Origin of the sequence: Streptomyces sp. NPDC046909 (genome assembly GCF_040644695.1) — a bacterium.
Lineage (GTDB): Bacteria > Actinomycetota > Actinomycetes > Streptomycetales > Streptomycetaceae > Streptomyces.
The window spans coordinates 64,526-76,516 of the sequence record NZ_JBEYXC010000012.1; the positions used below are offsets into that span (position 1 = coordinate 64,526).

Genomic DNA, 11,991 nt, shown 5'->3' on the forward strand with positions numbered 1-11,991 from the left:
TCCGGAAAGTCTCACCCCATGTTCCGTTTCCTGGTCCGCCGAGTGCTCGGCGCACTCGTGATTCTGCTGATCATCAGCGCCGTCACCTTCTTCCTCTTCTACGCCATCCCCCGCGACCCGGCCCGGATGGCGTGCGGCAAGGTGTGCCCCGACGACCTGCTGGCGCAGGTACGACAGAACCTCGGGATCGCCGACCCGATGCCGGTGCAGTACTGGCACTGGCTCCAGGCCATCTTCGTGGGCCGGGACTACGTGGGCGTCGGGCACTGTGACGCGCCCTGCTTCGGCTACTCGTTCAGCAACAACGTGAACGTGTACGACACGATCATGGAGCGTCTGCCCACGACGGTCTCCCTCGCCATCGGCGGCGCCTTCTTCTTCCTGATCATCGGTGTCGGCACCGGCATGCTGGCCGCGCTCAAGCAGGGCAAGTTCCTCGACAAGGCCGCCAGCTCCTTCTCGCTCATCGGCTCGTCGATGCAGATCTACTTCGTCGGCTACATCGCGATGTTCCTCTTCGTGACCCAGCTGCACGTACTGGACCAGCCGTCGTACACCCCGTTCACCGAGAACCCCGGCGCCTGGGTCTCGGGCCTGCTGCTGCCGTGGCTGGTGCTGTCGATCATCTTCACGGCCAACTACACGCGTATGACCCGCTCGCAGCTCGTGGAGCAGCTGAGCGAGGACTACGTGCGTACGGCGCGGGCGAAGGGCCTCTCCCGCTCCTCGGTCTTCTTCCGCTTCGCCTGGCGCGGCGCGATGGGCCCGATCGTGACGATCTTCGGCATCGACATGGGCACCCTGGTCGGTGGCGCGATCATCACCGAGTCGACCTTCAGCATCCAGGGCCTGGGCACGCTCGCCGTCCGCTCGGTCGACGACAGCGACCTGCCCATGCTGCTCGGCGTCACCATGATCGCGGCGGCCGGCATCGTCTTCGCCAACATCATCGTGGACGCCGTCTACGCCCTCATCGACCCGCGCATCCGGCTCGCCTGATCCGGTCCCCCTCCAGCTACCCCCCGGCATGACCCCCAGGAGCGTCCCCGTGACGAGCACCGATCAGCAGGCCTTCCTCTCCGTCAGGGACCTGAAAGTCCACTTCTCCACCGAGGACGGCGTCGTCAAGGCCGTCGACGGTCTCTCGTTCGACCTCGAAAAGGGCAAGACCCTCGGCATCGTGGGCGAGTCGGGCTCCGGCAAGTCCGTCACCAACCTGACGATCCTGGGCCTGCACGACGCGCACCGCACCAAGGTCGACGGCGAGATCCTGCTCGACGGCAAGGAGCTGACCACGGCTCGCGAGTCCGAGCTGGAGAAGCTGCGCGGCAACAAGATGGCGATGATCTTCCAGGACGCCCTGGCCTCGCTGTCGCCGTACCACACCATCGGCAAGCAGATCGGCGAGACGTACCGCAAGCACACCGGTGCCTCCAAGAAGGAGGCCCGGGCGCGGGCGATCGAGATGCTGAAGCGGGTGGGCATCCCGCAGCCGGACATGCGCGTGGACGACTACCCGCACCAGTTCTCCGGCGGTATGCGCCAGCGCGCGATGATCGCCATGGCGCTGGTCTGCGACCCGGAGCTGCTGATCGCCGACGAGCCGACCACCGCGCTCGACGTGACGGTCCAGGCCCAGATCATGGACCTGCTCAAGGACCTCCAGCAGGAGTTCGGCACCGCGATCATCTTCATCACCCACGACCTCGGTGTCATCGCCGACATCGCGGACGACGTGCTGGTGATGTACGGCGGCCGGTGTGTGGAGCGGGGCACGAAGGCGGAGGTGCTGCGTACGCCGCAGCACCCGTACACGGTCGGTCTGCTGAGCTCGATGCCGAGCCTCGACGGCCCGGTCGACGTACCGCTGTCGCCGATCCCGGGTTCGCCGCCCTCGCTGCTGAACCCGCCGTCGGGCTGCCGCTTCCACCCGCGCTGCTCCTTCGCCGAGAAGGTCGACGGCGGGCTGTGCTCCACCGAGCGCCCGCTGCTGAAGGTCGAGGCCGGCAAGGGTTCCGCCTGCCACCTCACGCTGGACCAGCGCCAGGAATTCTTCGCCGACCTCGCCGCGACCCGGCACTGACGTAACCGAGACGGGACTTCACCATCATGAGCAACACGAAACCCCTCCTGGACGTCACCGGCCTGACGAAGCACTTCCCGGTCAAGGGCGGCTTCCCGATCCGGCGTACGGTCGGCGCGGTGCAGGCGGTCGACGGCCTCGACTTCCAGGTGAACGAGGGCGAGGCCCTCGGCCTGGTCGGCGAGTCCGGCTGCGGCAAGTCGACGACCGGCCGGCTGATCACACGGCTCCTGGAGCCGACGGGCGGCAGGATCGAGTACCGCGGGCAGGACATCACCCACGCGGGCCGCAAGGAGCTGGCGCCGGTCCGCTCCGAGATCCAGATGATCTTCCAGGACCCGTACGCGTCGCTGAACCCGCGACAGACGGTCGGCAAGATCATCTCGGGCCCGATGGAGATCAACGACATCAACCCGGCGGGCGGCCGGGAGAAGCGGGTCCGCGAACTCCTGGAGATCGTGGGCCTCAACCCCGAGCACTACAACCGCTTCCCGCACGAGTTCTCCGGCGGCCAGCGCCAGCGCATCGGCGTGGCCCGCGCGCTGGCCCTGGAGCCGAAGCTGATCGTGGCGGACGAGCCGGTCTCGGCCCTGGACGTCTCCATCCAGGCGCAGGTCGTGAACCTGCTCCAGAAGGTCCAGCAGGAACTGGGCATCGCGTTCGTCTTCATCGCCCACGACCTGGCGGTCGTACGGCACTTCTCGCAGCGCGTCGCGGTCATGTACCTCGGCAAGATCGTGGAGATCGCCGACCGCGACGACCTGTACGGCAACCCGCGCCACCCCTACACCAAGGCGCTGCTGTCGGCGGTGCCCGAGGCGACGGTGGACGAGACGCCGGCGCGCGAGCGCATCCGCCTCCAGGGCGACGTGCCGTCCCCGCTGAACCCGCCGTCGGGCTGCCGCTTCCGCACGCGTTGCTGGAAGGCGACGGACAAGTGCGCGTCCGAGGCTCCCCCGCTGGTTCAGGTCGAGGGCAACAAGCCCGGCCACCTGACGGCCTGCCACTACCCGGAGACGGAGGGAACCGTACCGGCCCCGCGTCTCTCCAAGGACCCCCAGGCAGCGGCCTGACAACACCCCTTTTTCCGTCAGCCGCCGCCTTCCGGAACGGACCTTCTCGGCCCATTGACCCGAGCCCATGAAGTCCGCTTCCAGGGGAAACAAAGGCCCGCGCCTCCCCAGGCGCGGGCCTTTGTGCCGCTCTCGGCCTCAGGCGGGGCCGTCGAGCCCGAACACGGTGCCGAAAGGGTCGGTGAGCTGGCAGATGCGGCGGCCGGCGTCGATGTCGAGGGGGCCGCGGTGGTGGACGCAGCCCCTGGCCAGCAGGGCGGTTCGGGTGGTGTTCACGCTCTCCACGGACCAGTAGACGACCGGGCTGCCGCCGCGAGGGTTGCGGATGTCGTCGGCAGGGTGGAAGCCGAGTTCCACGTCCCCGATGGCGACCCAGGCGTAGACGGACCTGCCGTCGCGGTCCACGTGGGCGGGGGCGTCGAGGGTTTCCGACCACCAGCGGGCTGACGCCTCCGGGTCGTCCGCGAACGTCATCACCGTACGGACGCCTCGGAAGATCACGCGCCCGTCGTTCCGTCGACCAGCTCTCGGATGATGTCCAGGTGGCCGTTGTGGCGGGCCGTCTCCTCGATGAGGTGGAGGAGGATCCAGCGGAGGTCGGGGTGGCGGCCGTCGCGGATCGAGCGCTTCGCCGGGGTGTCCAGGTCGTTCGCGGCGACCAGGTCGCGGTAGCGGGCGGACTGGTCGGCGTAGTCGCGCAGGACGTCCGCCAGGGGCATGTCGACCGCGATCCGCATCTCGCGGTCCGGGTCCTCGTCGGTCCAGGGGCCCTCGTCCTCCTCGCCGAGGAAGACGACCTGGAACCACCAGTACTCGACCCAGCGGAGGTGGTTGACGATGCCGGCCAGGGTCATGAGCGGCGAGCCCGGCAGCGGGGCCTTCACGGCGTTCTCGGCCGAGACGTCCTCGCACTTGGCGCGGGCCGTGTCACGGGCGTAGTCGAGGAAGGTGGTGAGCTGGGTGCGTTCGTCCCAGGCGGAGGGGGTGTCGGTTCTTGTCATCGGGGGGATACTCCCGGGCCTGCACCTGCTTGTCGAACCCTTTTACGGGACTCTTCCTCCCCCCTCCTTCGCCACCAGCTCCACCTCGAACCCGTCCTCGTTCTCCAGGTACGCCGCGCAGTGCTCCGGCCCGCCCGCGAACGGATGCCGGTCCGGGAAGAGCAGCGTCCAGCCGTGGGCGGGGGCCGACGCGACCAGCTCGTCCAGCTCCTCGCGGTTCCGGACGTGGAACGCCAGGTGGTTCAGGCCGGGGCGCAGGCGGTCGTGGCGGTCCGCCGTCATCGCCGGGGACTGCTCCACGACCACGTACGTCTCCCCGGTCCTCCAGCTCCGGCCCGCCTGCCAATCCTGGTACGGCTCACAGCCCAGTCGTTCCAGGAGCCAGCCCCAGGACGTCACGGCCCGGCCCAGGTCCGGTACCCACAGCTCGACGTGGTGCAGCAACTCCCGCCCCTCCCAGAGAGATCTATGACGGGAGTTGATCCTGTCAGATCCGTTACGCGGGCTGGATGTGGTGCAGGGCCGCCTCGCGGGTCGTGGGGCCGTGCACCTGCGTCCAGCCGGCCGGTACCGGGGTGGTCGCGGGCCACAGGGAGTGCTGGGACTCGTCGTTGGCCAGTACCAGGTACGAGGCCGACTCGTCTTCGAACGGGTTCGTGGTCAACGCGTCGCTTCCTTTCCGGAGGACAGCCGGGCCGCCAGCGCCGCCACCGTGCGGTGCCGGAAGACGTCCGACTGCTTGAAGACCAGGCCCACCCGGCGGGCGCGGCTGACCAGCTGGATCGTCGCGATGCTGTTGCCGCCTAGCGCGAAGAGGTCGTCGTCCACCGAGACCTGCCGCACGCCAAGTACATCCGCGAACAGGCCCGCCAGGATCTCCTCCTCGCGCGTGCTCGGCGCACGGCCCGCCGCCGAACCCGCCTCGGCCGCCGCCGGTTCCGGCAGCGCCGCCCGGTCCAGCTTGCCGTTGGGGGTCAGCGGGAAGGCGTCCAGGACCAGCAGGGCCGTCGGGACCATGTAGTCGGGGAGTTGCCGGGACGCCTGCTCCAAGGCGGCGGAGACGTCGATCTCGCGCCCCGGCGCCGGTACCGCGTACGCCACCAGCCTCGGCCCCGTGGGCGACTCCCTCGCCAGTACCGCCGCCGCGCCGATCTCCTCCTGCGCCGCCAGCACCGCCTCGATCTCCCCGAGTTCGACCCGCAGGCCACGGATCTTGACCTGGTGGTCGGCGCGGCCCGCGTACTCCAGCGCGCCGTCGGGACGGCGGCGGGCCAGGTCACCGGTCCGGTACATGCGGCTGCCCGACCGGCCGAAGGGGTCAGCGACGAAGCGCTCGGCTGTCAGTGCCGGCCGGTTGAGGTAGCCCGTGGCCAGCTGGACGCCCGCCAGGTACAGCTCGCCCGTCTCCCCCACCGGGAGGGGACGCAGGTCCGCGTCCAGCACGTACAACCGCGTGTTCCAGACCGGGTGACCGATCGGGACGGACACCGCGCCCGGCTCCGGCACGTACTCCCAGTGCGTGACGTCGACCGACGCCTCGGTGGGGCCGTAGAGGTTGTGCAGCGGGACCTCCGGCAGCAACTCGCGGAAGCGGTCCGCCAGTTCCACCGGGAGTGCCTCGCCGCTGCACACCACCCGCCGCAGGCCCGTGCACTCCTTGGCCGCCGGTTCGTCCAGGAACACCTGGAGCATCGACGGCACGAAGTGGAGCGTGGTGATCGACTCCGTGCGGATCAGCTCGGCGAGGTACGCCGGGTCACGGTGGCCGCCCGGCTCCGCGACCACCAGCGCCGCGCCCGTCATCAGCGGCCAGAAGAACTCCCAGACCGAGACATCGAAGCCGGACGGGGTCTTCTGCAACACCCGGTCCTCGGCGGTGAGTCCGTACCGGTGCTGCATCCAGTGCAGCCGGTTGACGATCCCCTCGTGCGGGACGACGACTCCCTTGGGGCGGCCGGTGGAACCGGAGGTGTAGATGACGTACGCGGCATCCCGAGCGCCGGCGGGGCGGGACGGGGTGAACTCGCCCGCGTCCGGGAGCTCGTACCCGTCGAGCACCAGGTGCGGCACCTCGGCCGGCAGCTCCACCCGCACCTCGGAATGGCCGAGCACCAGCACCGGGTCGGCGTCCGAGAGGAGGTACGCGATGCGGTCGGCCGGGTAGTCCGGGTCGACCGGCAGATACGCCGCCCCTGTCTTCAGTACGGCGACCAGGGCGACGACCAGCTCCACGGACCTCGGCACGGTGAGCGCCACCAACCGGCCGGGTCCCGCGCCCCTTTCGGCCAGTACGTGCGCCAACCTGTCGGACCGCTCGTCGAGTTCGGCGTACGTCAGCCGCTCGGCGCGGAAGGCGAGCGCGAGGGCCTCCGGGGTGCGGGACGCCTGGGCGGCCAGCAGCTCGGGCAACGTCCTGGCGTCGCCCGGCAGTTCATGGTCGGTGTCGTTCCACGCCACCTGCTCCACCAGTGCGGCCAGTTCCGTCAGTTCAGCAGATACAGCGGTCACCGCTCCACCCCTCCTCGGGCGTCGACCGGCACCGCGGCCGGCCGCGTGGGCATCTCGCGCAGCCGGCTCACCGGGGACAGCGCGATCGGGATCAGCATCAGGGCGGACAGCACGGCCGCCGTCCACAGCGCCTCGTGGAGGCCGAGGACGCCCGCGAGCAGACCGCCGACGGGGCCGCCGAGGGCGCCGCCGCCGTGCATCATGGTCCGCATCGCCGCGGTCATGCGGGCCATCAGGTTGTCCGGCGTCATGCTCTGCCGCAGGCTGACGATGACTACATTGGCGACGCTCATCGACGCGTAGAACACCAGGAACGACGCGATGAAGACCCCGGTGACCGCGAACTTGGAGCCCGAGGCGGCCGGGATCAGCAGCGGGGCGACGAAGATCCCGGAGACCGAGATCAGATACGCCTTGCCGACGCTCACCGAACGAATGACCAGGCCCGACACCGCCGAGCCGACCAGCCCGCCGACCGCGCCGACGCCCAGCACCAGACCGATGGCCGCCGCCGAGAGATGCGTGCCGCGCACGGCGTACAGCAGGAACAGCGAGTTGATCATGATGCTGAAGAAGTTGCAGACACAGCCGATCAGGGCGATCGCCCGGAGCAGGCGGTTGCCGAAGACGAACTTCAGGCCTTCCGCCAACTCCCTGCGGATACTGCGGTATTCGGCGCGCGGCGGCTCCGGCTCACGCGTCTTGATCGTCATCAGGGAGACGATCGAGATCAGGTAGGTGACCGCGTTGACCGCCATCGCCGTCGGCGCCGACAGCGCGTTCACCAGCACGCCCGCCACACCCGGTCCGGCCACGTCCGCCGACGAAGAGGTCGTGCTGAGCTTGGTGTTGGCCTCCACCAGCTGCTCGCGGTCGCGGACCAGGACGGGGACGTACGACATCCAGCTGACGTCGAACAGCACCTGGCCGACGCCGATGCCGAACGCGAGGGCGTACAGCCAGCTGGTGTTCAGGACGTCGAGCGCGGCGAGGATCGGGACCAGGGCGATGAGCACCATGCGGACGGCGTTGGCGCCGATCATCACCGGGCGCTTGCGGACCCGGTCCACCCACACCCCGAACAGCATGGCGAGGCCGAGGAACGGCACGAGCTGCACGAACCGCAGCACGCCCAGTTCCTCGGCGCTGGCGTCGAAGGTCAGGACGGCGGCCAGCGGCAGCGCGAGGGTGGTGACCTGAGTGCCGTACAGGGAGAGGGTCTCGCCGGTCCAGAAGACCAGGAAGTCCCGGTGCCGCCAGAGTCCCCCGCGTCCCGGGGGCGCCGCCGGTTTCGTCGCCTCTGTCGCCTCTTCGGTCATCGCCTTACCGCTCCCAGCTCCTGTCGGACCAGACCGGCCAGGACGGTCAGGCCCTCGCCGTCCCAGATCGAGTCGTGATCCCCGGCGATCGTGTGCCGGCGCGTGTGCGGGGCGAGGGTCTCCCAGCGCTGGCGTTCGTGGTCGGAGCCCTCCGCCGTCACTGCCAGCACCTGGCCGTCGTACGCGCCCCGGTGCTCGTGCGTGTACAGGGCCGCGGTGTGGGCGCGGAACACGTCGTAGCGCTCCTGGAGGAAGTCCTCGTCGAAGTCGAGGTCCAACTCCTCCACCAAGGGCCACAGTTGCTGCGGGGTGATGTCTTCCGGAAGCGGCGCGACCAACTCGTCGAGTGCGTCGAGGGGTTCGCCCAGCGCCCGTACCAAGTCCCGCAGGAAGTAGTGCAGCAGGTGCTTCTCCGGCGGCAGCGGCTCCGGGCGCGGCACGGTCGCGTCGACCAGCACCAGCAGCGGGACCGACTCGCCTTCCTCCGCCAGGAGTTGGGCCATGTGGTACGCCACGACCCCGCCCAGCGACCAGCCGAGCAGCAGGTACGGGCCGTGCGGGCGGGCGGCGCGCAGGGAGTCGAGGTGCCTGCGGGCCAAGGCGTCGATCGTGGTGAGCGGGGTGCCCCCGTCGTCGTATCCCGGCGCCTCGAAGCCGTACAACGGCTGCCCGGGGCCCAGTAGCGGGGCCAGCCGGGCGTAGCCGTAGGCGGAGCCGGAGACGGGATGGACGCAGTACAGCGGGGGCAGACCTTCGCCCTCCCCGACGGCACCCCCAGCGGGGGCGCCCCCCTCAGGAGCGCCCCCGCCGAGTGCGATCAGTGTGCCGGTGTCAGTCACGTCCGGCCTTCGCGAGGAGTTCGTCGACGGCCGCCGCGACGCCGGCCAGCGTGGCGCCCCCGTACAGCAGTCGTACGTTGATCTTCACGCCGAACGCCTTGTTGATGCGGCTGACCGCGCGCATCGCCTGGAGCGAGCTGCCGCCGAGGTCGAAGAAGCCGGCGTCGGCGCTGACGCGGTCGGCCTTGAGGACCGTGGCGAAGGCCTCGGCGACCTGTTCCTCGGTCGGGGTGGCCGGGGCGACGTAGGCGCGGCCGCCGTCGCCGTCGGTGCCGTAGGTCGGCTCGGGGAGGGCCTGCCGGTCGATCTTCTTGGCGAGGGTGAGGGGGAACTCGTCGAGCTTCACCCAGGCGGTCGGGATCATGTACTCGGGGATGGACTCGCCGAGGTGGGCGCGGAGTTCGGCGAGCGTGGGGTCGGCCTCGCCGAGCAGGGTGTAGTAGCCGACGAGCTGCTTCTCGCCCTGCGGGTCGGTCTTGAGGAGGACCAGGGCCATCCGTACGGCCGGGTGGGCGACCAACGCGCTCTCGATCTCGCCGAGTTCGATGCGCAGGCCGCGCAGCTTGACCTGGTTGTCGATACGGCCGATGAAGTCGACCTGGAGGTCGGGGGTCCAGCGGACCAGGTCGCCGGTGCGGTAGACGCGGCCCGTCGACGCGAACGGGTCCGGTACGAACTTCTCGTCCGTCAGCTCGGGCAGGTTCAAGTAGCCCTGCGCCAGGCCGTCGTCGCCGCCGATGAGGAGTTCGCCGGGGACGCCGATGGGGGCGAGGTTGCCGTGCCGGTCGACGACGTAGTGCAGGCGGCCGTACTCGGGGCGGCCGATGGGCGGGGCCGAGCGCCACTCGATGTGCTCGCACAGGTACTCGGTGCTGGCGATGGCCGCCTCGGTCGGTCCGTAGAGGTTCACGAACTTCCGGCCCGGGATGTTCCACTTGTTGACCAGCTCGGCGGGGAGCACCTCGGCGCCGCCCATGATGTACCGCAGATGCGGGTAGGGCCCGGAGTCCAGCAGGGACAGCAGGGTCGGCGACAGACCGACGTAGGTGACCCGCTGGTCGCGGATGAGCGCGCCGAGCGCCTCCGGCGAGGAGCCGTCCTCCGGCGAGACCAGGATGAGGCTGGCCCCGGTGATCAGGGCGGTGTAGATCTCGCCCTGGGACATGTCGAAGATCAGCGAGGGCTGCTGGAGGAGCCGGTCGGCGGGGGTGAACTCGCCGAAGGTGTGCCGGTAGGCCTCGATGAAGACCCGCAGCGCCTTGTGCTGGATCATCACGCCCTTGGGACGGCCGGTGGAGCCCGAGGTGTAGAGGACGTACGCGAGGGTCTCGCGGTCCGCCAGCTCCTCCAGTTCCTCCTGCGGGCCGGTCTCGGCCTCGATCTCCGGCCAGTCGGTGTCGATGCGGACGACCTGGAGGTCGCCGAGCGGGAGCCCTTCGACCAGGTTGTCGCGGGTGATGACGACCGGGGCGGCCGTGTCCTTGATCATGTACTCGATGCGCCCGGCCGGGTGCGAGGGGTCCATGACCGCGTACGCGCCGCCCGCCCGCATCACGCCGAGCATGGCCACCAGGGCGTCCAGGTCGCGGTCGATGGCGATCGCCACGACCGTGCCGGGCTTGACGCCCTTCGCCCGCAGGTGACGCGCCAACTGGCCGGACCTGTGGGCGAGTTCGCCGTACGTCAGCTCGACGCCCCGGCAGACCGCGGCAAGCGCGTCGGGGGTCTGCTCGGCGACGCGGAGGACGCTGGTGTGGACCGGCTCCTCGGGGAAGTCGAACTCCGGTCCGCGGCCCGCCGCGAGGAGGGTCTCGCGCTCCTTCTCGTCGGTCAGCGGGAGCCGGGACAAGGGCAGGGAGGGGTCCTCGACGACCGCGGTCAGCACGTTCTGGATGTGCCGGGCCAGGGCCTCGACGCGCCAGCCGTCGAAGAGGTCGGTGGTGTACTCGGCGGTCAGCCGCAGCCGGTCGGCGCTCTCGACGAAGGTCAGGGAGAGGTCGTAACGGGCGCGCGGCACCGCGGAGTTCAGCTGCTCGTCGGTGAGGCCGGTCAGGCCCAGGTCGGAGCCCGCCGTGCCGCTGCCGAGGAGCTGGGTGCCGATCTGGAAGAGCGGGTTGCGGCCCGCCTCCCGGGCCGGCTGGACATGGCTGACGATCTGGTCGAAGGGCACGTCCTGGTTGTCGTACACGTCCATGTTGGCGTCCGCGACGCGCTCGACGAGTTCGGAGAACGTGGGGTCCCCGGACAGGTCGGTGCGCAGCACCAGCATGTTGATGAACAGGCCCACGACCTCTTCGAGTTCGGGGTCGGTGCGGCCCAGCATGGGGATGCCGAGGGGGATGTCCTCGCCGCCGGTGTAGCGGCCGACGACGGCGTTCAGGGCGGCGGTGAGCACCATGAAGAGGGAGGCGCCCTCATTCTGGGCGAGTGCGCGGGCCCGGACCAGCAGCTCCGGCGGGAAGTCGTGGGCGAGGGTCCGGCCGTTCTGGGTCGGGGCGGCCGGGCGGGGGCGGTCGGCGGGCATCTCCACCACCGGCAGTCCGGTCAGCTTCTCCTTCCAGAACTTGAGCTGCTCCTCCCACAGGCCGTCCTCGCGCTGCTGCCGCTGGGCGAGCACGTGGTCGACGTACGTCGCCTCCAGCTCGGGCAGGTCCGGCTCGGTGCCGGCGACGAAGGCGTTGTAGGCGCCGGATATCTCACGGTTGACCAGGGCCGAGGACCAGCCGTCGGTGACGATGTGGTGCAGGACCAGGACGAGGATGTGCTCCTCGGGGCCGGTGCGCAGGAGCGAGAAGCGGTACAGCGGTCCCGCGGCGAGGTCGAAGGAGTGCTCGTAGCGCTCGCTCAGCAGGGCGTCGAGGTCATCGGCCGCCGTCGCGTCCAGGACCTCCAGGTCCACCTCCGCCGCCGGGGCGATGACCTGGTACGGGGTGCCGTCGGCGGACGGGAAGGTCGAGCGCAGCGCCGCGTTGCGGGTGACCAGGGAGGTCAGCGCGCGGCGCAGCGCGTCGACGTCGAGGGGGCCGCGCAGCCGGTGGGCGACGGGCACGTTGTAGGTGATCTCACCGGGGCTCAACTGGTCGAGGAACCACAGCTGTTCCTGGGCGTAGGAGAGCGGCGTACGGGCCTGCTCGGTGGTCGCTTCCCGGGTCTCCGGCTGGCTCATGG

At 70.2% G+C, this 11,991-nt stretch carries 10 protein-coding genes and 1 pseudogene; 3 read left to right on the forward strand and 8 right to left on the reverse strand.

The annotated features are described in order from the left end of the window. Nucleotides 1-18: 18 nt before the first annotated feature. From ABZ928_RS34210 to ABZ928_RS34220, 3 genes are read left to right on the forward strand one after another with little or no spacing between them, the layout of a single operon-like run. On the forward strand, nucleotides 19-999 hold the full coding sequence (locus tag ABZ928_RS34210) for an ABC transporter permease (RefSeq protein ID WP_361527520.1): 981 nt from the start codon (nucleotides 19-21) through the stop codon (nucleotides 997-999). A 28-nt stretch (nucleotides 1,000-1,027) separates the two neighbouring features. Further along, nucleotides 1,028-2,083: an ABC transporter ATP-binding protein gene (locus ABZ928_RS34215; protein WP_361527523.1), complete on the forward strand. Its 1,056-nt coding sequence runs from the start codon at nucleotides 1,028-1,030 to the stop codon at nucleotides 2,081-2,083. A gap of 26 nt (nucleotides 2,084-2,109) precedes the next feature. Further along, nucleotides 2,110-3,156, forward strand: a complete 1,047-nt coding sequence (locus tag ABZ928_RS34220; protein WP_361527525.1) for a dipeptide ABC transporter ATP-binding protein — start codon at nucleotides 2,110-2,112, stop codon at nucleotides 3,154-3,156. A 138-nt stretch (nucleotides 3,157-3,294) separates the two neighbouring features. Here the strand turns inward: ABZ928_RS34220 and ABZ928_RS34225 are convergent, their stop codons facing one another. The 8 genes and pseudogenes from ABZ928_RS34225 to ABZ928_RS34260 form a co-directional block, all read right to left on the reverse strand. After that, entirely contained in the window at nucleotides 3,295-3,657 is a 363-nt protein-coding gene (locus tag ABZ928_RS34225; RefSeq protein WP_361527527.1) for a VOC family protein, read from the reverse strand. Next, nucleotides 3,654-4,157, reverse strand: a complete 504-nt coding sequence (locus ABZ928_RS34230) for a DinB family protein (protein ID WP_361527529.1) — start codon at nucleotides 4,155-4,157, stop codon at nucleotides 3,654-3,656. Before ABZ928_RS34230 ends, ABZ928_RS34225 begins: the two co-directional genes overlap by 4 nt. Before the next feature lie 42 nt (nucleotides 4,158-4,199). Next, nucleotides 4,200-4,601 (reverse strand): VOC family protein, encoded by a 402-nt coding sequence (locus ABZ928_RS34235; RefSeq protein WP_361527531.1) that lies wholly within the window; start codon nucleotides 4,599-4,601, stop codon nucleotides 4,200-4,202. Nucleotides 4,602-4,653: 52 nt separating this feature from the next. Beyond that, complete coding sequence (locus tag ABZ928_RS34240; RefSeq protein ID WP_361527533.1) at nucleotides 4,654-4,821, reverse strand: MbtH family protein; 168 nt, start codon at nucleotides 4,819-4,821, stop codon at nucleotides 4,654-4,656. Beyond that, nucleotides 4,818-6,569, reverse strand: a pseudogene (locus ABZ928_RS34245) (amino acid adenylation domain-containing protein); the annotation flags it as partial. The pseudogene ABZ928_RS34245 and the gene ABZ928_RS34240, both read right to left, overlap by 4 nt. A gap of 92 nt (nucleotides 6,570-6,661) precedes the next feature. Continuing rightward, a complete protein-coding gene (locus tag ABZ928_RS34250; protein ID WP_361527535.1) occupies nucleotides 6,662-7,984 on the reverse strand; it encodes an MFS transporter in 1,323 nt (440 codons plus the stop codon). Beyond that, nucleotides 7,981-8,823: an alpha/beta fold hydrolase gene (locus ABZ928_RS34255; protein WP_361527537.1), complete on the reverse strand. Its 843-nt coding sequence runs from the start codon at nucleotides 8,821-8,823 to the stop codon at nucleotides 7,981-7,983. The genes ABZ928_RS34250 and ABZ928_RS34255 overlap by 4 nt, the downstream gene beginning before the upstream one ends. Then, the gene (locus ABZ928_RS34260; RefSeq protein ID WP_361527539.1) at nucleotides 8,816-11,989 is read right to left on the reverse strand and encodes an amino acid adenylation domain-containing protein; all 3,174 of its coding nucleotides are present in this window, start codon (nucleotides 11,987-11,989) and stop codon (nucleotides 8,816-8,818) included. The genes ABZ928_RS34255 and ABZ928_RS34260 overlap by 8 nt, the downstream gene beginning before the upstream one ends. Nucleotides 11,990-11,991: the final 2 nt, after the last annotated feature.

Coding starts and splice junctions, on each gene's coding strand:
- ABZ928_RS34210 (WP_361527520.1), top strand. CDS start 19: ATGTTCCGTTTCCTGGTCCGCCGAGTGCTCGGCGCACTCGTGATTCTG.
- ABZ928_RS34260 (WP_361527539.1), bottom strand. CDS start 11,989: ATGAGCCAGCCGGAGACCCGGGAAGCGACCACCGAGCAGGCCCGTACG.
- ABZ928_RS34215 (WP_361527523.1), top strand. CDS start 1,028: ATGACCCCCAGGAGCGTCCCCGTGACGAGCACCGATCAGCAGGCCTTC.
- ABZ928_RS34250 (WP_361527535.1), bottom strand. CDS start 7,984: ATGACCGAAGAGGCGACAGAGGCGACGAAACCGGCGGCGCCCCCGGGA.
- ABZ928_RS34220 (WP_361527525.1), top strand. CDS start 2,110: ATGAGCAACACGAAACCCCTCCTGGACGTCACCGGCCTGACGAAGCAC.
- ABZ928_RS34230 (WP_361527529.1), bottom strand. CDS start 4,157: ATGACAAGAACCGACACCCCCTCCGCCTGGGACGAACGCACCCAGCTC.